22 protein-coding genes, 1 tRNA gene and 1 riboswitch are annotated in these 21,005 nt (G+C 67.3%); of the genes, 5 read left to right on the forward strand and 18 right to left on the reverse strand.

What is annotated here, in order from left to right; translation table 11 throughout:
* Positions 1-4: 4 nt before the first annotated feature.
* From QNA08_RS05490 to QNA08_RS05510, 5 genes are all read right to left on the reverse strand, one after another.
* On the reverse strand, positions 5-430 hold the full coding sequence (locus QNA08_RS05490; RefSeq protein ID WP_283739660.1) for a PAS domain-containing protein: 426 nt from the start codon (positions 428-430) through the stop codon (positions 5-7).
* A 384-nt stretch (positions 431-814) separates the two neighbouring features.
* The gene (dapD, locus tag QNA08_RS05495; protein WP_283739661.1) at positions 815-1,657 is read right to left on the reverse strand and encodes a 2,3,4,5-tetrahydropyridine-2,6-dicarboxylate N-succinyltransferase; all 843 of its coding nucleotides are present in this window, start codon (positions 1,655-1,657) and stop codon (positions 815-817) included.
* A 168-nt stretch (positions 1,658-1,825) separates the two neighbouring features.
* Positions 1,826-3,655: a phosphomethylpyrimidine synthase ThiC gene (gene thiC, locus QNA08_RS05500; protein WP_283739662.1), complete on the reverse strand. Its 1,830-nt coding sequence runs from the start codon at positions 3,653-3,655 to the stop codon at positions 1,826-1,828.
* Positions 3,656-3,714: 59 nt separating this feature from the next.
* A riboswitch (TPP riboswitch) is annotated at positions 3,715-3,846 on the reverse strand.
* Positions 3,847-3,874: 28 nt separating this feature from the next.
* Positions 3,875-4,672, reverse strand: coding sequence for a methyltransferase domain-containing protein (locus tag QNA08_RS05505; protein WP_283739663.1), 798 nt, complete (start codon positions 4,670-4,672; stop codon positions 3,875-3,877).
* A 137-nt stretch (positions 4,673-4,809) separates the two neighbouring features.
* Positions 4,810-5,367 (reverse strand): thioredoxin family protein, encoded by a 558-nt coding sequence (locus QNA08_RS05510; RefSeq protein WP_283739664.1) that lies wholly within the window; start codon positions 5,365-5,367, stop codon positions 4,810-4,812.
* A 244-nt stretch (positions 5,368-5,611) separates the two neighbouring features.
* On the opposite strand from QNA08_RS05510, the gene QNA08_RS05515 reads away from it, so the two are divergent.
* Positions 5,612-6,481, forward strand: a complete 870-nt coding sequence (locus tag QNA08_RS05515; RefSeq protein WP_283739665.1) for a lytic murein transglycosylase — start codon at positions 5,612-5,614, stop codon at positions 6,479-6,481.
* Between the two features lie 43 nt (positions 6,482-6,524).
* Here the strand turns inward: QNA08_RS05515 and QNA08_RS05520 are convergent, their stop codons facing one another.
* The 8 genes from QNA08_RS05520 to rpmH all read right to left on the reverse strand — a co-directional run bounded on the left by QNA08_RS05520 (position 6,525) and on the right by rpmH (position 12,515).
* Positions 6,525-7,250 (reverse strand): pyrimidine 5'-nucleotidase, encoded by a 726-nt coding sequence (locus QNA08_RS05520; protein WP_283739666.1) that lies wholly within the window; start codon positions 7,248-7,250, stop codon positions 6,525-6,527.
* A gap of 173 nt (positions 7,251-7,423) precedes the next feature.
* Positions 7,424-7,753: a DMT family transporter gene (locus QNA08_RS05525; RefSeq protein ID WP_283739667.1), complete on the reverse strand. Its 330-nt coding sequence runs from the start codon at positions 7,751-7,753 to the stop codon at positions 7,424-7,426.
* A gap of 45 nt (positions 7,754-7,798) precedes the next feature.
* A complete protein-coding gene (gene argB, locus QNA08_RS05530; RefSeq protein ID WP_283739668.1) occupies positions 7,799-8,689 on the reverse strand; it encodes an acetylglutamate kinase in 891 nt (296 codons plus the stop codon).
* 172 nt (positions 8,690-8,861) lie between these two features.
* The gene (locus QNA08_RS05535) at positions 8,862-9,227 is read right to left on the reverse strand and encodes a DUF423 domain-containing protein (protein ID WP_283739669.1); all 366 of its coding nucleotides are present in this window, start codon (positions 9,225-9,227) and stop codon (positions 8,862-8,864) included.
* Entirely contained in the window at positions 9,224-9,922 is a 699-nt protein-coding gene (gene yihA / locus QNA08_RS05540; RefSeq protein WP_283739670.1) for a ribosome biogenesis GTP-binding protein YihA/YsxC, read from the reverse strand. Before yihA ends, QNA08_RS05535 begins: the two co-directional genes overlap by 4 nt.
* Positions 9,923-10,067: 145 nt before the next feature.
* Positions 10,068-11,882 (reverse strand): membrane protein insertase YidC, encoded by a 1,815-nt coding sequence (gene yidC, locus QNA08_RS05545; protein WP_283739671.1) that lies wholly within the window; start codon positions 11,880-11,882, stop codon positions 10,068-10,070.
* The gene (rnpA, locus tag QNA08_RS05550) at positions 11,879-12,358 is read right to left on the reverse strand and encodes a ribonuclease P protein component (protein ID WP_283739672.1); all 480 of its coding nucleotides are present in this window, start codon (positions 12,356-12,358) and stop codon (positions 11,879-11,881) included. Before rnpA ends, yidC begins: the two co-directional genes overlap by 4 nt.
* 22 nt (positions 12,359-12,380) lie before the next feature.
* The gene (rpmH, locus tag QNA08_RS05555; protein ID WP_055459595.1) at positions 12,381-12,515 is read right to left on the reverse strand and encodes a 50S ribosomal protein L34; all 135 of its coding nucleotides are present in this window, start codon (positions 12,513-12,515) and stop codon (positions 12,381-12,383) included.
* A 352-nt stretch (positions 12,516-12,867) separates the two neighbouring features.
* Between rpmH and QNA08_RS05560 the strand changes: the two genes are divergently transcribed.
* From QNA08_RS05560 to QNA08_RS05575, 4 genes are all read left to right on the forward strand, one after another.
* Positions 12,868-13,656 (forward strand): TVP38/TMEM64 family protein, encoded by a 789-nt coding sequence (locus QNA08_RS05560; protein WP_283739673.1) that lies wholly within the window; start codon positions 12,868-12,870, stop codon positions 13,654-13,656.
* A gap of 119 nt (positions 13,657-13,775) precedes the next feature.
* Complete coding sequence (locus QNA08_RS05565) at positions 13,776-15,215, forward strand: dihydrolipoyl dehydrogenase family protein (protein WP_283739674.1); 1,440 nt, start codon at positions 13,776-13,778, stop codon at positions 15,213-15,215.
* Between the two features lie 40 nt (positions 15,216-15,255).
* Positions 15,256-16,701 carry a sensor histidine kinase gene (locus tag QNA08_RS05570; RefSeq protein WP_283739675.1) on the forward strand — a complete coding sequence of 482 codons (1,446 nt, stop codon included), beginning with the start codon at positions 15,256-15,258 and terminating at the stop codon, positions 16,699-16,701.
* Positions 16,702-16,849: 148 nt separating this feature from the next.
* A tRNA-Arg gene (locus QNA08_RS05575) sits at positions 16,850-16,926 on the forward strand.
* On the opposite strand, the gene QNA08_RS05580 is transcribed toward QNA08_RS05575, so the two are convergent.
* From QNA08_RS05580 to QNA08_RS05600, 5 genes are all read right to left on the reverse strand, one after another.
* On the reverse strand, positions 16,882-18,555 hold the full coding sequence (locus QNA08_RS05580) for a recombinase family protein (RefSeq protein WP_283739714.1): 1,674 nt from the start codon (positions 18,553-18,555) through the stop codon (positions 16,882-16,884). The two genes, QNA08_RS05575 and QNA08_RS05580, sit on opposite strands and share 45 nt — an antisense overlap.
* Entirely contained in the window at positions 18,552-18,950 is a 399-nt protein-coding gene (locus QNA08_RS05585) for an HVO_A0114 family putative DNA-binding protein (protein ID WP_283739676.1), read from the reverse strand. The genes QNA08_RS05580 and QNA08_RS05585 overlap by 4 nt, the downstream gene beginning before the upstream one ends.
* Positions 18,947-19,300, reverse strand: a complete 354-nt coding sequence (locus tag QNA08_RS05590; RefSeq protein ID WP_283739677.1) for a toxin-antitoxin system TumE family protein — start codon at positions 19,298-19,300, stop codon at positions 18,947-18,949. Before QNA08_RS05590 ends, QNA08_RS05585 begins: the two co-directional genes overlap by 4 nt.
* Positions 19,297-19,617 carry a hypothetical protein gene (locus QNA08_RS05595; RefSeq protein WP_283739678.1) on the reverse strand — a complete coding sequence of 107 codons (321 nt, stop codon included), beginning with the start codon at positions 19,615-19,617 and terminating at the stop codon, positions 19,297-19,299. Before QNA08_RS05595 ends, QNA08_RS05590 begins: the two co-directional genes overlap by 4 nt.
* Before the next feature lie 248 nt (positions 19,618-19,865).
* Positions 19,866-20,993 carry a ribonucleotide-diphosphate reductase subunit beta gene (locus tag QNA08_RS05600; RefSeq protein WP_283739679.1) on the reverse strand — a complete coding sequence of 376 codons (1,128 nt, stop codon included), beginning with the start codon at positions 20,991-20,993 and terminating at the stop codon, positions 19,866-19,868.
* Between the last annotated feature and the right edge of the window lie 12 nt (positions 20,994-21,005).

The raw sequence follows: 21,005 nt of genomic DNA on the forward strand, positions 1-21,005 counted from the left end.
CGCGTCAATAGATTCGCGCCTGGGGGGCGCCGCGATCAAGCGCGGGAGCCTGCTCCAGCAGCGACACGGCGCCGATGATCCGCGTCACTCGATCGCCGGTGAAGAGCGGCAAGAGCAGCCGCGTGTAGCGCAGATTGGGCGTGCCGGCGATCGGCTGGTTCCGCAGCAACTCCGGCAGGCGGGTGTCGCACACGTTGCGATAGCCCGCGAGGCAAGAGCGCATGTGGCCGATGTGCAGGAGATCGGCAAAGCTCGTTCCGGTGAGGTCGCCGCTCACCCGCTCGAGGTCGGAGCCGAAATACTCGATGCGGAAGTCGCCGAAGCGCTGGCCCGGCCTGACGATGATGAGCTGGGGCGCGAGCCGGTCGAGCTCGGCCTCGTTGAGGCGGCGCGTGCCGGGGGCTCCCGCGCGGGTGATTGCCTTGCCCATGATGCGCAAGGCGGAAAACGCGGGGTCCTCCTCATCGGATTGGACCGCGCGTGGGACGCACGACATACGGGATCTCGGCGACGGGTCGACACTGCAGGGAAAATAGCGCGATCCCCGGGCCGCTTCAGCTAAACTAAAGTTTGCAGTATTATGGTAAGTTTGAAGGTATCATGATGTGTTTTTAGATCAATGATGCCAATACCTGAGCTTCTGATCGGATAACGGTGGATCGGGTGCGGGAACTGCTGCGGGAATACGTCGTTCTATGGTTCTTCTCCATGCCTGCCTCGCTGCCGCCCGGGTGGAGCCGCGCCGTCGCGGGCGATGAGCCGCCCGCGTGGTCGGTTGCAGGGCCGCGCAGCGCGCCCGTTCCGGCTGACGCCGTCAGTCGCGCAGCAGGTCGTTGATGCTCGTCTTGGCGCGCGTCTGGGCGTCGACGCGCTTGACGATGACGGCGCAATAGAGCGACGGGCCGGGCGTGCCGTCCCTGAGCGGCTTGCCCGGCAGGTTGCCCGGCACCACGACGGAGTAGGGCGGCACGCGGCCGACGTGGACTTCGCCCGTCTCGCGATCGACGATCTTGGTCGAGGCGGAGATGAAGACGCCCATGGAGAGCACCGAGCCCTCGCCGACGATGACACCCTCGACGACTTCCGAGCGCGCGCCGATGAAGCAGTTGTCCTCGATGACGACGGGGTTCGCCTGCAGGGGCTCGAGCACGCCGCCGATGCCGACGCCGCCCGACAGATGCACGTTCTTGCCGATCTGGGCGCAGGAGCCGACGGTCGCCCAGGTGTCGACCATCGTGCCCTCGTCCACATAGGCGCCGAGATTGACGAAGGAGGGCATCAGAACGACGCCAGGCGCCACATAGGCGCCGCGGCGCACGGTGCAGTTCGGCACGGCGCGGAAGCCGGCGGCCTTGAACTCGCCCTCGCCCCAGCCGTCGAACTTCGAGGGCACCTTGTCCCACCACACGGCCCTGCCGGGCCCGCCGGCGATGACGCCCATGTCGTTGAGGCGGAAGGAGAGCAGCACCGCCTTCTTCAGCCACTGGTTGACCCGCCATTCCCCGTCCGCCTTCTCGGCGACGCGGGCACGGCCGGAATCAAGGAGGGCGAGTGCCTCGTCCACGGCCTCGCGCACGGCGCCCTTCGTCGCGGGCGAGATCTCCGTGCGCTTCTCCCAGGCGTCATCGACGGTCGCGGCGAGGTCGGTCAGGCTCATGGCGGTGCTCTCGACAAGGAAGGGCGAAATGAAGTCGGCGCGGGTTGTCCGCATTGGGCGGGATGGTGTCAAGCGGCGGGCTGCCCGCCGCCCGTTCCTCGGGCCGTACAGGGACGGGCGGGAAGATGGCCCGCGCGGGAAGAGCGACGGGCCGCGTCGCGGGCGACGTCACTCGGCCGCCGGCACGTAGATCTCGGAGCCCTTCGCCTTGAACTCCCTCGCCATCTCGTCGAGGCCCGACAGGCGCTCGGCCTCCGCCCTCAGATCCTGCGTGATCTTCATGGAGCAGAACTTCGGCCCGCACATCGAGCAGAAGTGGGCCACCTTGTGCGCATCCTTGGGCAGGGTCTCGTCGTGGAAGCTCCTCGCCGTGTCCGGGTCGAGCGAGAGGTTGAACTGGTCCTCCCAGCGGAAGTCGAAGCGCGCGCGCGACAAGGCGTCGTCGCGCAGCCTGGCGGAGGGGTGGCCCTTGGCGAGGTCCGCCGCATGCGCCGCGATGCGGTAGGTGATGACGCCGGTCTTCACGTCGTCACGGTTGGGCAGGCCGAGATGTTCCTTCGGCGTGACGTAGCAGAGCATCGCCGTGCCGAACCAGCCGATCATGGCCGCGCCGATGGCCGAGGTGATGTGGTCGTAGCCGGGGGCAATGTCCGTCGTCAGCGGCCCGAGGGTGTAGAAGGGCGCCTCGCCGCAATGGGCGAGCTGCTTTTCCATGTTCACCTTGATCTTGTGCATCGGCACGTGGCCGGGCCCCTCGATCATCACCTGGCAGCCCTTGTCCCAGGCGATCTTCGTCAGTTCGCCGAGCGTCTCGAGTTCGGCGAACTGGGCGGCGTCATTGGCATCGGCGATGGAGCCGGGCCTCAGCCCGTCGCCGAGCGAGAACGACACGTCGTAGCGACGCATGATGTCGCAGATCTCGTCGAAGCGCTCGTAGAGGAAGCTCTCGCGGTGATGGGCAAGACACCAGCGCGCCATGATCGAGCCGCCGCGCGAGACGATGCCCGTGACGCGCCTGGCCGTCAGCGGCACGTAGGCGAGGCGCACGCCGGCATGGATGGTGAAATAGTCGACACCCTGCTCGGCCTGCTCGATGAGCGTGTCCTTGAATACCTCCCAGTCGAGCTTCTCGGGTTCGCCGCCCACCTTCTCGAGCGCCTGGTAGATCGGCACGGTGCCGATCGGCACGGGCGAATTGCGCAGGATCCAGCCGCGGATGTTGTGGATGTTGCGGCCCGTCGAGAGGTCCATCACCGTGTCCGCGCCCCAGCGGATGGCCCAGACGAGCTTTTCCACCTCCTCGGCCGCGGAGGAAGTGACGGCCGAATTGCCGATATTGGCATTCACCTTCACGAGGAAGTTGCGGCCGATGATGGTCGGCTCGAGCTCGGGGTGGTTGATGTTGGCCGGGATGATGGCGCGCCCGCGGGCGATCTCCTGGCGCACGAACTCGGGCGTGATGAAGGGCGGGATCTCGGCGCCGAAATCCTCGCCGTCCGCCCGCCGCTCCTCGGCGCCGGCGAGCATTGCCGCGCGGCCGAGGTTCTCGCGGTGCGCGACATAGATCATCTCCTCGGTGATGAGGCCGGCGCGGGCGAATTCCATCTGCGTGACGGGGCGGCCGGGTACGCCTGCGAGCACGGTGCGCGCCGCGGGGCAGGGCGTCACGAGCTTCTCGGCCGAGACATTGCCGTTGTCCTCCGGCTTCACCGCCCGCGCCTCGACGGCGGCGAAACCGCGCCCGGCGAGCCACGCCCCGCGCACCGACGGCAGGCCTGCCTCGAGGTCGATCACGGCCTCAGGGTCCGTGTAGGGGCCCGAGGTGTCGTAGGCGCGGAAGGGCTCCTCGCTGGCCTGCGGCGCGAGCGCGATCTCACGGAAGGGCACGCGGATGTCGGCGCGCGCGGCGGGCGAGGTGTAGACCTTGCGTGACCCGGCGATCGGACCGGTCGTCACCTTGTCAGGCGTGGCAGTGGCGGGCTTCGTATGGATCGTCATGGATCTCCTCCTTGGGGGCAAAGGAGATCCGGGCGACAGCGATGTCGGGGAGTGCTTCTCGCGGCAAGCGTTTCCGTCCCTTCGCCGGCATGACCCGGATCAGGTTCTAAGGGTCACCGCGTCGCCGGGACGTGCTACGCCCATGGCCGTCGGTATCTCAGCCCCCTAACGGGACCCCCCTCGGAACGGCCGGGAGTGTGCGGGAGGAGGGAGACGGTGTCAATCGCAGGGGGAGGTCTGTTCGGGGGGCGCCTTTCGCCACCGTCCCAGCCCATTGGCCCGCCGGAGGGTCCTGTACAGGGCGGCCCGCCCGATGACCTTAACGGTGCCCGCGAGCGCACGCAGGGCCGCCCGTCCCGACTGCGGACCGGCGAGCGCGGTTGCGAGCAGGCTCGGATGGATGCGGTCGAGATCATAGGGGCGCGTCACGGGCTGGTGGGCCGGGGGGCAGCGCTCCGGCTCGCAGAAGACGAGGATGTTCTGCCGGTACCACCACTCCACCCGCTCGTCATGGAAGATCGCGGGCCTGATGCAGTCGACGGCGACATAGCCGTGCCGGGCGAAGAGGTCGGCCCAGTAGGACTGCCACCGCTCGTTCAGGTGATTGGTGCCGCCCTGGCCCGGCACTGCGGCCGAGAACAGAACGGCGGGTGCAGCCTTCGCGAGCAGGGCCACGAACTGCTCGGCGCAGCTCGATGGCAGATGCTCGGCGACTTCGAGCGAGCAGGCAAGGTCGAAGCGCCGCCCGAGGTCCGTGAGCCGCGTCAGATCGCGGGGCAGGAACCGCTCAGCAGGGATCCTGAGCAGTTGGCGCGCGACATAGTCGCCGTCAACGCCGAGATAGTCGTCCACGCCGCAGCGCGCGAAGGCAGCAAGCCATCCGCCGACGCCGCAGCCGACATCGACGACCGACCGGCTCGGAATGAGCGAGAGCACCAGAGGCACGACGACATCGGCCGAAGTCGCCGATCCGGCCTGCTGGCCTGCAAAGAACTCCTCCGAGTACAGCTGAGCCATGGCCCGCCCCCACCCCCGACAAGCAGCACGCCGCGCGGCGAACCATCTCAGCGCGCCGCCGATCGGCGCGCAATCACCCATGTCCATATGGATTATGCGCTGCGCCGCCCGGTCCCGCCGAGGCGCGCCCCTCCCGCTCAGGCGGCGGGCTTCCACTTGATCGAGCAACCCATCGACGGAACCTGGTCGGCGGGGGCGGAGCCGGTCGCAGCCACGGCGCGCATGGCTTCGAGCAGCTCGCGCCGCGCGCCCTCCGGCGGCGGGGTGGTGCGTCCCTCGTCGAGCCGCCCGCGGTACTTCAGCTTGCGGTTGGCGTCGTAGCCGAAGAAGTCGGGCGTGCAGACGGCACCATAGGCCCGCGCCGCGCTCTGATCCTCGTCGTGGAGATAGGGGAAGGGGAAATCGTGCATCCGGGCGAAGCGCTGCATGTTGCCGAAGGAATCCTCCGGATAGGCCTGAGCATCGTTCGAGCAGATGGCGGCGAAGCCGAAGCCTTCCGCCATCAATGTGCGCGCGTCGGCGACCAGGCGGTCGATGACGGCTCTGACATAGGGGCAATGGTTGCAGATGAAGACGATCACCGTGCCCTTCTCTCCCGCCACGTCGGCAAGCGCATAGGTCCTGCCGTCGGTGCCGGGCAGGCGGAAGTCTGGGGCGGGTGTGTCGAGGACGACCGGCGGGGGTGAGGTAGCCATGGCCTTTGCCTCCGATGCCGCTGGCGGCAAGGATAGCCCCTGTCGGCGCCGGCGGGGACCCCTCGCCGCCTGCGGGTGCAAGGCCGCGCACGCGGGCGGCGCGTCGTCGAGCGTGGCCATTGCGCGCGGCCGGTTGCCGCGTACCATGACGAGCCGCGTTCGGTTGTTCTGGCCGGCCGCCGCGGATGCGGCGCCCGTGAACCTGGCCGTGCCGGGAGACCGGCGGCAGCGAGGGAGGAGGCCGATGGGGCGTGTCAGCCGGATCGCGTTCGCCTTCGCCATCGTGCTCGCGGCTGCGCTCGTCGGCGCGTCGACGTCCTCCGCTGCGTCCTCCGCTGCGTCCTGCCGCGCTGAGAGCTTCGACGTATGGCTCGACGACTTTCGCGAGGAGGCCGCAGCGCAAGGGATCTCGCGGCGCGCCATCAGCGCCGCGCTCACCGGCATCGCCTATGACGCCGAGGTCGTGGCGCGCGACCGCGCCCAGGGCGTCTTCAAGCAGAGCTTTGCCCAGTTCGCCGGCCGAATGATCTCGCCTTACCGCGTGCAGAAGGGCGCGAGCCTCTTGCAGCGGCATGCGGCCGTGCTCGACCAGGTCGAGCGGCGTTTCGGCGTGCCGGCTCCGGTCGTCGTCGCCATCTGGGGGCTCGAGACCGATTTCGGCGCCAATCGCGGCAATGTGCCGACGCTGACCGCGCTCGCCTCGCTCGCCTACGACTGTCGGCGCTCGGCCATGTTCACGAACGAGCTCCTGGACGCCCTGCGCGTTGTCGATCGCGGTGACCTGTCGCCCGCCGAGATGCGCGGGGCCTGGCACGGCGAACTCGGGCAGACGCAGTTTCTGCCCTCGTCCTACGTACGCTTCGCCGTCGATTTCGATGGCGACGGCCGGGCGGATCTCATCCGCAGCGCGCCCGACGTGTTCGCCTCCACCGCCAATTACCTCAAGGGCTACGGCTGGCGCCGCGGCGAGGCCTGGGACGAGGGCACGGCGAATTTCGAGGTGATCCGGCAGTGGAACAGGTCGGCGGTCTATGCCCGCACCGTCGCCGCATTCGCCGCGCGGCTCGCCGACGGGCGGACGGCGGAGAGGGACGGCAAGCGGCGCCTGCCCTGACCTCCGCCGCAATACCCGGGGCCCGCCTGCCGCCCGTGTCCGTTCAACCCGGCAGGGATCGTGCCAGGAAGTCGGCGAGATCGGTCGTCATGTACTCGACGTAGGGGGCCTTGATCGGGGCCTGCTCATGGGCTTCGCGGAACGGATCGGCTGTCTTCGGCAGCACGAGCACCGTCGTCATGCCGAGGGCATGCGGCACGATAAGGTTCTTGGCGAGGTCCTCGAACATGGCGGCGGCCGCCGGATCGACCCTGTGCTTGTCGAGGAAGCGCTCGTAGGCCGGCGGCTCGGGCTTCGGCACGAAGCCCGAGTCGGCGATGTCGAACACGTCCTCGAAATGATCGCGGATGCCGAGCTTGCGCGCCACCGCCTCGGCATGGCCGCGCGATCCGTTCGTCAGAATGAGCTTGCGCCCCGGCAGGCGGCCGATCGCCTCGCCGAGGGGCGGGTTCGGATGCAGGCCCGAGTAGTCGATCTGGTGCGCGAAATCGAGGAAGGCCTGCGGGTCGATGCCCTGCTCCTCCATCAGGCCCTTCAGGGTCGTGCCGTAGCGCCCGTAATAGTATTTCTGCAGGGCGCGGGAGGAGAGGCCGTCGAGGCCGAAGAAGTCGGCGAGGAAGAGCGTGATGCGCTCATCCACCTGCGGCCAGAGTTTCGCCTCGTGCGGATAGAGGGTGTTGTCGAGGTCGAAGATCCAGGTATCGACATGAGCGAAACCGCGCTTCGACAAGGTGTCCGCTTCGGTCGGCGGATTGACGATTTTGTTCATTATGACCTCCGCTCTCATGACGGAGAGGGAGCGAGGACATGGGGTCTGAAAAGGCCCTCCGCAAGTCCCCGGTCGATCATCGCTCCGTGATCGGCCCCCCGGGGTTCGAGGCTGCCACGGCCAAGGTTAACGGCTCCTTGCGGCCCGGCTGCGGCGGTCGCCGGCGGCCGCCGTCAATGGGCGACGGAGCGCGAAAAGACGTTCACGATCACGACACCGGCGATGATGAGGCCGAGGCCCAGCCACGCAGCGGCATCCAGCGTCTGGCGGAAGCAGAGGTAGCCGACGAGCGCGATGAGCACGATGCCCACGCCGCTCCAGATGGCATAGGCGATGCCGACAGGGATCGTGCGCAGCGTCAGCGACAGGCAGTAGAAGGCGATGCCGTAGCCCACTGCCGTCACCAGCGACGGCAGCGGCCTGGTGAAGCCTTCGGAAGCTTTCAGGGAGGACGTGGCGATGACCTCGCTGACGATGGCGATGGCGAGGAAGAGGTAGTTCATCGGGCGCTCACTCCACCGTGCCTGGATGCCGCGCCGGCGGCGCCTTCAGCGTGTGATCAGCGTGCCGGCGCCGTGATCGGTATAGAGCTCGAGCAACACCGAATGCGGCACCTTTCCGTCAAGGATGACGACGCCCTCGACGCCCTGCTCGAGCGCGTAGATGCAGGTCTCGACCTTCGGGATCATGCCGCCCGTGATCGTGCCGTCGGCGATCAGGCGGCGGCACTCGTCGACGGTGAGTTCCGGCAGAAGGTTCTTGTCCTTGTCGAGGACGCCCGGCACGTCGGTGAGCAGGAGCAGGCGCTTTGCCCGCATCGCCCCGGCGATGGCGCCGGCAAAGGTGTCGGCATTGACGTTGTAGGTGGCGCCGTCGTGGCCGACGGCAACCGGCGCGAGCACGGGAATGAGCTCGGCCTTGAGCACCGCGTCGAGCACCGTGCGATCGACACGCTCCGGCTCGCCGACGAAGCCGAGGTCGACGACCTTCTCGATGTTGGAATCGGGGTCGACGACGGTGCGCGTCACCTTGGTGGCGGTCACCATGTTGCCGTCCTTGCCGCACAGGCCGATGGCCTTGCCGCCCTCCGCCGCGATGGTGCCGACGATCTGCTTGTTGATGGAGCCGGCGAGCACCATCTCGACGATCTCCACGGTCGCCTTGTCCGTGATCCTGAGGCCGGCCGCGAACTCCGACCTGATGCCCAGCTTTCCGAGCATGTTGCCGATCTGCGGGCCGCCGCCGTGCACGACGATGGGCTTCACGCCGGACTGTTCGAGGAGCACCACGTCCTCGGCGAAATCCTCGGCCGCCGCCGGGTCCCCCATGGCATGGCCGCCATACTTGATGACGACGATCTCCTGATCGTAGCGCTGCATGTGCGGCAACGCCTGCACGAGGATCTCGGCCTGGGTGTGCACGTCGGGAAGGTCGGTCATGGCGGATCCGGTCCTGATGGATCGATGACTGGGAGATCGTCGCGGGCGATCGAGGAGGCGGGATGCCGAAAAGGGCGGCGCCCTTCTAGAGCATTTTCTCAGCGAGTGGAATCCGTCGGCCCCGCCGGGGCCTGATCCGGCCTGTCCCCTGCGGCCGCCCTCTCCTCGCCGCTCAAAGGCGGGTCCGGATGAGCGAGGAGGCGCCGATGGCGGCCCAGCCGAGCATCAGCGTGAAGCCGCCCGTGGGCGCGGCCATGGGAAAGAGCGGGAGGCCGACGAGCGCGCGGAGCGCGAGATCGCCGCTGAACAGGCCGACGCCCAGGGCGATGAAGCAGCCGCCGGCGCGCAGCAGGCCGGCATGGCCGACCCAGGCCCTCGCCACCGCCGGCAGGGCGACGAGCAGCGGCCCGTGGAACAGGAGGAAGTTCGCGGCGGTGCCGAGCGAGCCCGATCCGGCGACGTGGGCGCTCGCGGCCGCGGCGGCGACGCCCCAGAAACCGAACAGAGCGCCGAGAGCGATGAACAGGCGATCGGTCATGAGGGCGTCCCGGATGGGTCGGGAGCTGTGCTGCTGCGTTCGGCGAGCAGGCGCGCCACCGCCGCGCGCAGCTCGGCGATGCCGGCGCCGGTACGGCTCGATGTCGGCAGGATGTCCGGGAAGGCCGCGGGACGCTTGGCGATGGCCGAGCGTGTGGCGGCGATGCGCCCCTCGGCCTCGCTCTGTCTCAGCTCGTCTACCTTGGTGAGGATGATCTGGTAGGAGACCGCCGCCTTGTCGAGCGTCTCGAGCACCCGGGCGTCGGTGTCCTTCAGGCCATGGCGGGAGTCGACGAGCACGTAGACTCGCGCGAGATTGGCACGGCCGCGCAGATAGGCGTGGATCAGGTCCGTCCAGGCGGCGACCTTTTCCTTGCCGACCGCGGCAAAGCCGTAGCCCGGCATGTCCACGAGGGTGAAGGCGAGCGGGCTGCCCGCCCGCCCGATGCGGAAGAAATTGAGTTCCTGCGTGCGCCCCGGCGTGTGCGACGTGCGGGCCAGCGTCCTGCGCCCGGTCAAGGCGTTGACGAGGCTCGACTTGCCGACGTTGGAGCGTCCGGCGAAGGCGATTTCCACGCCGGTCATGGGCGGCAGGCCGCCCAGGGAGGCGGCCGCCCAGTAGAACCCGGCCTCTCCGGCGAAGAGTTTCCGGCCGATCTCGAGGAAGGGATCGTCGATGGTGGCGGCGTCGCTCATGGTCCTGCGCTTATCGGGCCTTCGTGCCCGTTCTTCAAGGCTCAGCCGCGCGTGGTGCGGCAGGATGCAAGAAGGAGAGTGCAAGAAAAGAGCCCGGCGCGCCGGCGCCGGGCTCCGTGGACATGCCGCTCCGTCGCGGCTGCGTTCAGGCCTGCGCCTTCCTGGCGAACATGGCGCGAAGGTTGTCCCACAGTTCAATCTTGACGCCGTTCCGCCGCATGATGAAGCCCTGCTGCAGGACGGAGAGCAGGTTGTTCCAGGACCAGTAGATGACAAGCCCCGCCGGGAACGACGCCAGCATGAAGGTGAAGATGAGCGGCATCCAGGCGAACATGGTCTTCTGGACCGGGTCCGTCGGCTCCGGGTTCATCTTCATCTGCACGAACATCGTGAAGCCCATGATGATCGGCCAGACGCCGAGCATGAGGAAGGGGCCGATGACCGGCAGCGCCCCCGGGTTCCAGGGAATGAGCCCGAAGAGGTTGAAGATCGTCGTCGGATCGGGGGCGGCGAGGTCCTTGATCCAGCCGAAGAAGGGCGCGTGGCGCATCTCGATGGTGACGAAGAGCACCTTGTAGAGCGCGAAGAACACCGGGATCTGGATCAGGATCGGCCAGCAGCCGGCGAGGGGATTGATCTTCTCCTTCTTGTAGAGCTCCATCAGAGCCTGCTGCTGCTTCATCTTGTCGTCGGCATAGCGATCCCGGATCGCCATCATCTCCGGCTGCACGGCCTTCATCTTGGCCATGGAGACGTAGGAGCGGTTGGCGAGCGGGAAGAAGGCGCCCTTGATGAGCACCGTCGCGATGAGGATCGCCACACCGAAATTGCCGAAGAACTTGTAGATGAAGTCGATCAGCTTGAAGAGCGGCTTGGTGATGAAGTAGAACCAGCCCCAGTCGATCAGCAGATCGAAGCGCTTGATGCCGAGGGTCCGCTCGTAGCCGTCGATGGCCGCGACTTCCTTGGCCCCGGCGAAGAGGCGCGTCGTAGCCTCGGCGCTCGCGCCGGGCGCCACAGTCCGGGCGTCGCCCAGGATGTCGGACTGGTAGATCTTGCCCGCCGCACCCTGCGTCACCGTGAACCGGCCCTTGTAGGGCGTGGCCTGGTCGGGAATCACGGCGGTCGCCCAGTACTTGTCGGTGATGCCGACGAAACCGCCCGTCGCGCCGTCGTAGACCTGGCCGCGCACGTTGCCGTTGAGCACCGGGTCCTTGTCGAGGCTGTCGTACTTCACCTCCTGCAGGCCCTTGTCGCCGAGGACGCCGACGAGGCCTTCGTGCAGGATGTAGAAGCCCTGGGTCGCCGGCTTGCCGTAGCGCGAGACGAGACCGTAGGGGTGCAGCGTGACCGGCTGGGAACCCTTGTTCTCGACCATGTCCTTGACGGTGAACATGGCGTTGTCGTCGACGCTGACGACACGCCTGAAGACGAGACCCTGGCCGTTGTCCCAGGTGAGCGTCACGGGCTTCGCCGGCGTCAGGCGGTCGCTGTCGGCCTTCCACTCGGTGGCGATGCCGGGCAGGGCAGCCGCAGCGCCGCCGACCCAGCCGAACTCGGCATAGTAGGGATGCGCGCTGCCGACGGGCGACAGGAGCACGATATTCGGGCTCCTGGGGTCGACGGTCTCGTGGTAGCCCTTGAGCGACACGTCGTCGATGCGGGCGCCGCGCACGGTGAGCGAGCCGGCGACCTTCGGCGTGTCTATGACGATGCGGGGGCCCTTGGCGAGAGCGGCCTCGCGCGTCTCGACCGCCGGTGCGGCGCCGGCGGTCGGTGCGCCGGACTGGCCGGGCGCGGGGGGCGTGCCGCCGGGCTGGACCGGGGCGGTCTGCTGCTCCTGCCGTGCCGTCTGCCGCTGCTTCTCCATCTGCGGCACGCCGTAGAAGTAGTTCCAGCCGATCAGGACGGCGACGGACAGCGCGATCGCCAGAAGCAGGTTCTTGTTTTCGCCGGTCATGGACGATCCGTTGCGGTTGAATGGCGGTCTGTCTGCGCGTCGGCGGACGGGGTGTCCGTCGTCCCGGCCGACGGGGGCCTTGTCCCTCGTGGCCGACCGAGCGAGCGCATGGCGCGTTCGAGATCGTCGATCAGGAGGAGGAAGGGCGCCGTCAGCGCATCGCGACGGGCGATCACGACGACATCGATGTCGCTTGCCGGCCAGGCACGGGCAATGCGGCGCAGGGCCTCGCGCAAGCGGCGCCGGATGCGGTTGCGCTCCACCGCGCCGCCGGTCTTGCGCGTTACGGTCAGGCCGAAGCGAGGTCCGTGCACCGCACCGCCGTCGCTGGCACCTGCGCGAGAGATCGATTGCACCGTCATGCGCGCCGTGTGAAAGCGGCGGCCGGAGGCCGCCGCGAGAAACTCGGAACGCTTTTTCAGCCGCGGCAGCGGGGCTCCGCGCCGCTCAGCCTGCAGGTTCGGGGCGTCGTGCATGGCACGGACGACCCGGAGGAGGTCAGGCCGACAGGCGCTTGCGACCACGCGCGCGACGCGCGGCGATGACCTTGCGTCCGCCCTTGGTCGCCATGCGCGCGCGGAAGCCGTGGCGGCGCTTGCGAACGAGCTTGCTCGGTTGATAGGTCCTCTTCACGGCCCAGTCTCCGGTCACGAATGGGACGCAGAAGGCTTGGGGAGCCCCGGCGTCCGTCGTCCTGCCGACATGCGATCGGCGACGACCCTTGGTTGTTGTGCAGTCGGTTGTCGCAAGACGACGAGCGGCGCCCATGCGAGCGCCGCAAACCCGAGCGCGGCTTATGGCGGATGGCTCCCGGAAAGTCAATGCGCCGGAACGCGGCGGGGCAGCTCCTCACAGCCCATCACGAGCCGGTGACCCCCGGCTGTGCGGTGTACGGCGTGACGTTATGTTGCCAGCGCCGTCGCGGGCGGGGCCGCGGCGGGAGCGTGTGGGGCAGACGACGGACATGGCGGGCGACGATGCGGGAATGAGCGCTTCCAGGCGGTCCGTCGTGCGCTTCCTGCCCCTCGTGCTGCTGCTCGTGGCGACCATGGCCGTGCTCGCCAGCGGGCTGCACCGGTATTTGAGCTTCGAGGGCATCGTCGCGCATCGCGAGTATCTGCGGGGCTACGTGTCGCAGCACTACGCGGCGGCGCTCGCGCTCTATGCCGTCGTCTATGTCGGCGTCGTCGCCCTTTCCCTTCCGGGCGGCCTCGTGCTGACGATTCTCGGCGGTTTCCTCTTCGGGTGGTCCGTCGGCGGCGGGGTTGCCGTCGTCGCCGCGACAGTCGGGGCGACCATCGTCTTTCTCGCGGCGCGCACCTCCCTCGGCGCCGTGCTCGCGGCCAGGGCCGGCCCCGCGCTGCAGAGGATCGCACGCGGCTTCCGCGAGAACGCGGTGTTCTATCTCCTGTTCCTGCGCCTCGTCCCGGTCTTTCCCTTCTGGCTCGTTAATCTGGCGCCCGCGCTCTTCGGCGTCCCGCTCGCGACCTATGTGGCAACGACCATCGTCGGCATCCTTCCCGCCACCTTCGCCTTCGCCTTCGCCGGCGCGGGCCTCGACAATGCGGTCGAGGCGCATCGCGCGGCCTACGAAGCCTGCCTCGCCGCAGGGCAGACCGGATGCCGCCTGACCATGAGCAAGAAGGCGCTCGTCAATCGCGAGCTCATCGTGGCGCTCGTCGCGCTCGGCTTCCTTGCACTCCTGCCCGTCGCCCTGAAGCGACTGTTCGGCAGAAAGCTCTCCGGGCTCGACGGCGGCAACGCGGTTTCGTAACCCTTTCTTGTCGGATCACGTCCTTCCGCCGGCGGACCCCACGTTCGATCGCCCGGATCGACCCCTTTCCAAGGCTTGGGACGCCTCCGGAGACACCGTCCACCAGCAGGAGATCGCCCGTGCCTGAGATTCTGCGCCCCGACCTCTGCGTCATCGGAGCGGGTTCCGGCGGCCTGTCGGTGGCGGCGGCCGCCGCCATGCTCGGTGTCCCCGTGGTGCTCGTCGAGCGCGACCGGATGGGCGGCGACTGCCTGAACGTCGGCTGCGTGCCGTCCAAGGCGCTGATCGCCGCCGGCGATCGTGCGCAGGCGGCGCGGGAGGCGGCGGCCTTCGGGCTGAACGGGCTCGAGCCGCACGCCAACTACGCGCGCGTGCGCGACCACGTGCGCAGCGTCATCGCCGCCATCGCACCGAATGACTCGGAGGCGCGTTTCACGGCGCTCGGGGTTCGCGTCATCAAGGGAGAGGCGCGTTTTCTCGACAAGGAGACGATTGTCGTCGGTGAGGTGACCGTCAAGGCCCGGCGCTTCGTGGTCGCGACCGGCTCACGCCCGGCGGTGCCGCCCATCCCGGGCCTCGACGGCGTTCCCTATCTCACCAACGAAACCGTCTTCGACCTGACGCGCAGGCCCGAGCGTCTCATCGTCATCGGCGCGGGGCCGGTCGGCCTCGAGCTCGCCCAGGCTCACCGCCGCCTGGGCGCGGAGGTCGTGGTGCTCGAGGCGGAGAGGGCGCTGGCGCACGAGGACCCCGAGATCGCCGCCCATGCGCTCGCTGCCATTCGACGGGAAGGGGTGACGATCCGCGAGGCGGTGCGCATCCTCCGCGTCGAGACGGCCGGTGCAGGGGTGCGGATTGTGCTGGCGGGCGCCGAGGAGGGCGAGGAGATCATCGACGGAAGCCATCTCCTGGTGGCGGCAGGCCGGCAGGCGGTCGTCGACGGCCTCGATCTCGAGGCAGCCGGCATCGCGACGGACAAGGGCGGCGTGATCACGGATGCGGGCCTGCGCACGACGAACCGCCGCGTCTTCGCGGTGGGCGATTGCGTCGGCGGGCCCTTCGCCGGATACCGCTTCACCCACGTGGCCAACTACCACGCGGGGCTGGTGGTCCGCCGGGCGCTCTTCCGCCGCGCGCCGAACGTCGATTATGCGACCGTCCCGCGCGTCACCTATATTGATCCTGAGGTGGCGTCGGTCGGACTCCTGGAGGAGGAGGCGCGAGCCCGGCACGGTGCGATCCGCGTGCTGCGCTGGCCTTTCGCGGAGAACGACCGGGCGCAGGCCGAGCGCACGACGCGAGGTGAGGTGAAGGTCATCGTGAGCAGGCGCGGCAGGATTCTCGGCTGTTCCATCGCCGGCCCGCGGGCGGGCGAGCTCATCGTGCCCTGGACGCTCGCCGTCGCCCGGCGCCTGTCGGTGAAGGATCTCGCGGGGATTGTCTTCCCCTATCCGACCTTGTCGGAGGTTTCGCGCCGGGCAGCCATGTCGTTCTACGCGCCGCTGGCGAGCAGCCCCTGGGTGAGGGCCCTCGTCGGCTTGTTGCGCAGATTGGGGTGAGGCGTCCACCATGCTGGCGGAGCAGGTGGCAGAGGGGAGAATGAAGGAACACGTGAGCGCGCGCGTCGAGGAGGAGCCCGAGCGCGCCATCACTTTCGGCTTGTCGGCACGTCTGCTCGTGCTCACCGTCATCTTCGTCATGCTGGCGGAGGTGCTGATCTACGTTCCCTCGGTCGCCAACTTCCGCAAGACCTGGCTCAATGACCGCCTCGCGGCCGCGCAGGTGGCCGCCCTGGTGCTCGAGGCCGTGCCGGCCGGGGGAATCCAGCCGGGCCTCGAAGTCAAGCTGCTCGACGGCGTGGGCGCCCAGGCGGTGGCCGTCAAGATCGGAGGCACGCGCCGCCTCCTCGCCATGTCGGATGCGCTGCCGGAGGTCGGGCGCACCGTGGATCTGCGCGATTCGCGCTGGACGACGCTGATCGCCGATGCCTTTTCGACGCTCTTGAGAGCGGATGCGTCGCCAATCCGCATCCTGGGCGCGGGCATGGGCGGGGCCGATTTCGTCGAGCTCGTCATGGACGAGCGGCCGCTGCGCGCGGCCATGCTGACCTTCTCGCGCAACATCCTCATCCTGTCGCTCGCCATTTCGGCCATCACGGCAGGGCTCGTCTATCTGGCACTGCACGTGCTGATCGTGCGTTCCGTGCGACGGCTCGCCGCCAATGTCACGGCCTTCGAGCGCGATCCGGAGAACGTGCAGCGCATCATCAGGCCCTCGGCGCGGCGCGACGAGATCGGGCTCGCCGAGCGCGCGCTGGCGCGGATGGAGACAACGCTTGCCGGCGAGCTGCGCCAGAAGAAGCATCTGGCGGCGCTGGGACTCGCCGTCAGCAAGGTGAACCACGACCTGCGCAACATGCTCGCCTCGGCCCAGCTCATTTCCGATCGCCTGTCCCAGCTCGACGATCCGACCGTCAAGCGCTTCGCCCCCAAGCTCATCGCGACCCTTGGCCGGGCGATCGATTTCTGCCAGGCGACGCTGGCCTACGGCCGCGCCGCCGAGCCGGTGCCGCGTCGCAAGCTGGTGAAGCTCGCGCCGTTGGTGCGCGACCTTGGTCATCTCATCGGTCTTGGGGAGGACAGCAGCATCGAATTCGCGGTCGACGTGCCGCCGGATCTCGTCGTCGATGCCGATCCGGACCAGCTGTCGCGCGTCCTCCTCAATCTCGGTCGCAATGCGGTGCAGGCGCTGACCCAGGCAGGTGCGGGCGGCGAGCGCCCGCAGGTGAGGGTGGACGCCCGGCGCGACGGCCAGGCGGTCGTCATCCGAATCGCCGACAACGGGCCGGGCGTGCCGGCGAAGGCGCGCGAACGGCTGTTCGAAGCCTTCCAGGGCACGACGCGCCCCGGCGGCGCCGGCCTTGGCCTCGCCATCGCGGCCGAGCTGATCCGCCTGCACGGCGGCAGCATCCGCCTCGAGGAAAACGGAGCGGGCGCGTCCTTCCGCCTCGTCGTGCCCGACCGCAGCGCACCGCCGGCCGCGTGAGACGAAAGGCTCCACGGAGCGCCAGAGTCGATTTCCCCACAGGCCGATGACACGAGCATGTCGAGGGGGGTTGCCAAGCGGGCGCGGAGCAGATAATCCACCGCCACTGCTCGCGGGCGCCGCAGACATGCCGATGCCCGAGCGGGATGCGCCGGTAGCTCAGCTGGATAGAGCACCAGACTACGAATCTGGGGGTCGGGAGTTCGAATCTTCCCCGGCGCGCCATTTCAGTACAGAACTATGAACGCCGAACGCCGCCGTTTGCCCGCTCGCAGCGGCCACCAGCGTTCGCAGTAGTTCCGACTTCGATCCCATAATGCGAACTTCCTGGTCGGCAACCTCGACACGCTGGGCCAAGGCGCGCAGGTGATCGCGGCGATAGCCACCATTTCGCAGCCGAAGCCGTTCGCGGGCCGTGCGGGCGAAGGCCGTTAGCATCTCGGGGCTGACGGCCTGGTTGCCGGCGTTATCGAGCGCAGCCTGAACGCGCTCGGCGTCGGCTTTGGCCTGCTCCCGTATCGCCTTGAGCCCAGTGATGCGTTCCTTGAGGGCCGAATCGTCCAGATCAGCCACTCCGTTTTCGATGGCGTCATAGAGCCGGTTGAGCCTCTGGTCGGCCTCGGTGATTCGCCTGTTGAGTTCGGCAAGGTGTTCCCGACCGCGTTCGGTGCGTTCCTGCCGGCGGTCGATGATGCTGGCGAGGATAGTTTCCAGTCGCGAGGGCTGAAGCAAGCGGTCCTCGATATGATCGACAATAAGGTTGTCGAGCTTGTCCATCGGGATCGTACGGCCCTCGCAGCCGGTCTTGCCCTGTCGCGCCTTCGTCGAGCAGGTGTAGTAGCGATAGGTGCCGCCTGCGCTGCCCCTGCCAGTGCGGAGCGTCATCGCGCCCCCGCATTTCGCGCAGAAGCAGATGCCAGTCAGGAGCGTGGGGCCGCTAGAGATGCGCGCCGGCGTCACCATAGGATTGCGGGATTTGAGGCGGGCCTGTACTGCTTCGAAGGTCTCTCGGTCGATCAGCGGCGGCACCGCCATGATAGCCACCTCGCTCTCGGGCTTCTTTTCCCGGTTCTTGTGCGAGCGCGTGTTGAACCTGTGCTCGCCGATATAGGTCGTGCGGGTCAGGACCGAATGGATTTGCGCAAGGCCCCAGCGCCCGCCGTCGCGGGTGAAGATACGTCGCTCGTTCAGATAGTTCGTGATGGCCTTGACGCCCATCGGACCAGCCGTGCCATCACCCTCAAGGAACAGCCGATAGATCAGCCGCACGGTGTCGGCGTGCAACGAATCGATCTCCAGCTTCTTCTTGGTCTTCGACCCGCGCTGCTCGGCGGCGATGATGCGATAGCCGATGGGTGGCCGCGCGCCGTTCCAGAAGCCTTGCCGGGCGTTCTCGTTCATGGCGCGAAGGACGTGCTTGGCGTTCTCCTTGGACTGGTATTCGTCGAAGAGCGCCATGATCTGGCGCATCATGACGTGCATGGGATCATCGCCCATCTCCTGCGTGATGGAGACGAGCTTGACGCCGTTCTTGGCGAGCTTGCGGACGTAGAACTCCAGCTCGAAGTGATCGCGGAAGAAGCGGCTGAACGAGTGGACGACGAGGACATCGAAGGGCGCGGGCTTGGACGTGCCCGCCTCGATCATGCGCTGGAACTCCGGTCGGCGGTCGTTGGTGGCCGAGGCACCGGCCTCCACGAAGGTCTCGACAAGCCGATAGCCTCGTGATGCACACCAAGCTTCGCCCTGCTTGCGCTGGTCAGGGATCGACACGTCATGCTCGGCCTGCCGCGTCGTGGAGACACGCAGATAGAGGGCGGCACGGAGAGCTACATGGGGACTTTGAATGTTCATCGCCGGCCCTCCGCGGTCTTCCGAGGCGTTTTGCGCGCGATCAGCGGTAGCACCAGTTCCACGCGGTCGTGTGCCACCCTGGGTACAAGCTTTAGCCCTTGGCCCTTCTCCATGCGGACAAGGCCATAGCTCGCCATAGTCTTGAGCGTGCGGGACAGATTGGACTTCGCTCGGCCGGTGATCTGCGACAGCTCCTCCAGCGAGTCCGGCGCCTGGTCGTGGATGACGCGCAGCAATTCACGATTGCCTGCCGACAGAACCTTGGCGAAAGATTCGGTTGAGGTGAACCAGACCTTGGGATCGCCGGCTGCAGGCTTTTCCTCGCCGCGCGCGATCCGCATGGTGCGGGCCTTCATCTCGTCGTAGTCGGCAATCCCGACCTTCAGCGTCGTCATAGCACGCCTCTATCCTTCAACACCGCGTCCACCGCCTGCCAGAAGTCGGCCAGCAAGGTGGCCGCGTCCTCGTAGGCGTAAGGCTTCACGGTCTGGAGGCGGTGACGATGGTCCATCTTCTCACCGCGCCTGCCTCGGCAGACGGGATGGGCATTGTCGAAGCCGATCAGCCGTTCGCCCGAAGGCCCGTGAAGCGTGAGCGAGTAGTCGAGGCCGTGCGGCTTCTCCGGCGAGACCGGAACACGCGTGACGACGAACTTCACCCAATGACCGCCTTCGGGATCGACGACGAGCACTTGGCCGTCGAGGTCCAAAAGCGTGTCGAGGGTCGGATCGCGACCCTCGCTCATTGCGCTTTGTTATCAGAATGCGATAACGATTTCAAGCCCGTTTCCGGGCCACCGATCGGACCAAAGAGCCGGTCGAGCACATCCCCGAAATAGCGCTCGAAGATTTCGATCTCGGCCTCGGTCACCGGCACGCGCTCGGGCCAATCGTCGATGACAGGCAGCTTCTCGATATCAATGGCGTGAAGCGGCGGATCGTGGCGCTGCTGGCGTTTCTCGGGCGTGGGTTCGTTCGCGTAGTCGTATAGATCGTCGGGGAGCGTCTTCGGGGCGGGCTGTCGGGGACGACCCTTACGGACGCGACAGCATTGCGCGCGCATGAAATCCTCCGTGGTTCACCGGTGGATTCCGGGGCGCTCTAGCCCCGGAATTTGGGCGAACCTTGGAGGGGGATCGGCGGCCTGTAGCGTGCCGCATTCGCACCTATTCGCTGGCGGCACCCCAATCGGCGGAGCCGCTGCCACATGAAGCGGATTGCTCGAACCTATTCACCGAGCAGACAGAGTGCTTCCACGGTTGCCTCGATGGGACGGACGATCCGCTGTGGTGGATACTTTCCGACGACCACTCAATCCCAGCTCAGCGCACCGCCATTCTGATATTCGATGACGCGGGTTTCGAAGAAGTTCTTCTCCTTCTTAAGGTCCATCGTTTCGCTCATCCAGGGGAATGGGTTCTCGGCCTCGGCGAAAACCGGATTAAGGCCGAGCTGCGCGCAACGCCGATTGGCGATGAAGTGCATGTACTGCTCGCACAGCGACGCGTTGAGGCCGAGGAAGCCGCGCGGCATGGTATCGCGGCCATAGGCGGCCTCCAGTTCGGCGGCGTCTTTCAGCATACCCCGCACCTCGTCCTGGAAGGTCTTCGTCCACAGATGCGGGTTCTCAAGCTTGATCTGGTTAATGACATCGATGCCGAAGTTCAGATGGATGGACTCGTCGCGCAGGATGTACTGGTACTGCTCGGCGATGCCGACCATCTTGTTGCGCCGCCCGAGCGAGAGGATCTGCGCGAAGCCCGTGTAGAACCACATCCCTTCGAACACGACGTAGAAGGCGACGAGATCACGCAAAAAGGCATGATCGGCCTCAGGCGTGCCGGTGGTGAACGACGGATCGTCGAGGCTCTGCGTGTGTTCAAGCGCCCAGGCTGCCTTGTCGGTGATCGACGGCACCTCCCGGTACATATTGAACAACTCACCCTCATCGAGACCAAGGCTTTCCACGATGTACTGGAAGGTATGGGTATGCACCGCCTCTTCGAATGCCTGCCGCAAGAGGTACTGCCGGCATTCCGGATTGGTGAGGTGCCTGTAGATCGCCAGCACGATGTTGTTGGCGACGAGACTCTCGGAAGCGGCGAAGAAGCCGAGATTGCGCTTGATCATTCGCCGCTCATCTTCGGTGAGCCCATCGCGCGACTTCCAGAGCGCGATATCGGCCTGCATGGAGACTTCGGTCGGCATCCAATGATTGTTGCAGCCGGAGAGGTACTTTTCCCACGCCCAGCGATATTTGAGCGGCAAGAGCTGGTTCACGTCGGCGCGGCAATTGATCATACGCTTGTCATCAACCGACACGCGTGCCGCGCCGCGCTCGATCTCGCCAAGGCCTGTCGCATCGGCGACAGGAACCGCAGCGGGCTCGGAAGAGACCGCGATTAAGGGATTGGTTTTCGGCTCAGACCAGTCGAGCATGATTTTCTCCTT

This window comes from Chelatococcus albus (assembly GCF_030067675.1).
Lineage (GTDB): Bacteria > Pseudomonadota > Alphaproteobacteria > Rhizobiales > Beijerinckiaceae > Chelatococcus_A > Chelatococcus_A albus.

Bases quoted from the DNA above. Each gene is read 5' to 3' on its own strand.
- yidC (WP_283739671.1), bottom strand. From the start codon at position 11,882: ATGACCGGCGAAAACAAGAACCTGCTTCTGGCGATCGCGCTGTCCGTC.
- yihA (WP_283739670.1), bottom strand. From the start codon at position 9,922: ATGAGCGACGCCGCCACCATCGACGATCCCTTCCTCGAGATCGGCCGG.
- QNA08_RS05580 (WP_283739714.1), bottom strand. From the start codon at position 18,555: ATGAACATTCAAAGTCCCCATGTAGCTCTCCGTGCCGCCCTCTATCTG.
- QNA08_RS05505 (WP_283739663.1), bottom strand. From the start codon at position 4,672: ATGGCTCAGCTGTACTCGGAGGAGTTCTTTGCAGGCCAGCAGGCCGGA.
- QNA08_RS05590 (WP_283739677.1), bottom strand. From the start codon at position 19,300: ATGAGCGAGGGTCGCGATCCGACCCTCGACACGCTTTTGGACCTCGAC.
- QNA08_RS05595 (WP_283739678.1), bottom strand. From the start codon at position 19,617: ATGCGCGCGCAATGCTGTCGCGTCCGTAAGGGTCGTCCCCGACAGCCC.
- QNA08_RS05585 (WP_283739676.1), bottom strand. From the start codon at position 18,950: ATGACGACGCTGAAGGTCGGGATTGCCGACTACGACGAGATGAAGGCC.
- rnpA (WP_283739672.1), bottom strand. From the start codon at position 12,358: ATGCACGACGCCCCGAACCTGCAGGCTGAGCGGCGCGGAGCCCCGCTG.
- QNA08_RS05515 (WP_283739665.1), top strand. From the start codon at position 5,612: ATGGGGCGTGTCAGCCGGATCGCGTTCGCCTTCGCCATCGTGCTCGCG.
- QNA08_RS05560 (WP_283739673.1), top strand. From the start codon at position 12,868: ATGAGCGCTTCCAGGCGGTCCGTCGTGCGCTTCCTGCCCCTCGTGCTG.
- dapD (WP_283739661.1), bottom strand. From the start codon at position 1,657: ATGAGCCTGACCGACCTCGCCGCGACCGTCGATGACGCCTGGGAGAAG.
- QNA08_RS05600 (WP_283739679.1), bottom strand. From the start codon at position 20,993: ATGCTCGACTGGTCTGAGCCGAAAACCAATCCCTTAATCGCGGTCTCT.
- QNA08_RS05520 (WP_283739666.1), bottom strand. From the start codon at position 7,250: ATGAACAAAATCGTCAATCCGCCGACCGAAGCGGACACCTTGTCGAAG.
- QNA08_RS05490 (WP_283739660.1), bottom strand. From the start codon at position 430: ATGGGCAAGGCAATCACCCGCGCGGGAGCCCCCGGCACGCGCCGCCTC.
- QNA08_RS05510 (WP_283739664.1), bottom strand. From the start codon at position 5,367: ATGGCTACCTCACCCCCGCCGGTCGTCCTCGACACACCCGCCCCAGAC.
- thiC (WP_283739662.1), bottom strand. From the start codon at position 3,655: ATGACGATCCATACGAAGCCCGCCACTGCCACGCCTGACAAGGTGACG.
- QNA08_RS05535 (WP_283739669.1), bottom strand. From the start codon at position 9,227: ATGACCGATCGCCTGTTCATCGCTCTCGGCGCTCTGTTCGGTTTCTGG.
- QNA08_RS05570 (WP_283739675.1), top strand. From the start codon at position 15,256: ATGAAGGAACACGTGAGCGCGCGCGTCGAGGAGGAGCCCGAGCGCGCC.
- QNA08_RS05525 (WP_283739667.1), bottom strand. From the start codon at position 7,753: ATGAACTACCTCTTCCTCGCCATCGCCATCGTCAGCGAGGTCATCGCC.
- argB (WP_283739668.1), bottom strand. From the start codon at position 8,689: ATGACCGACCTTCCCGACGTGCACACCCAGGCCGAGATCCTCGTGCAG.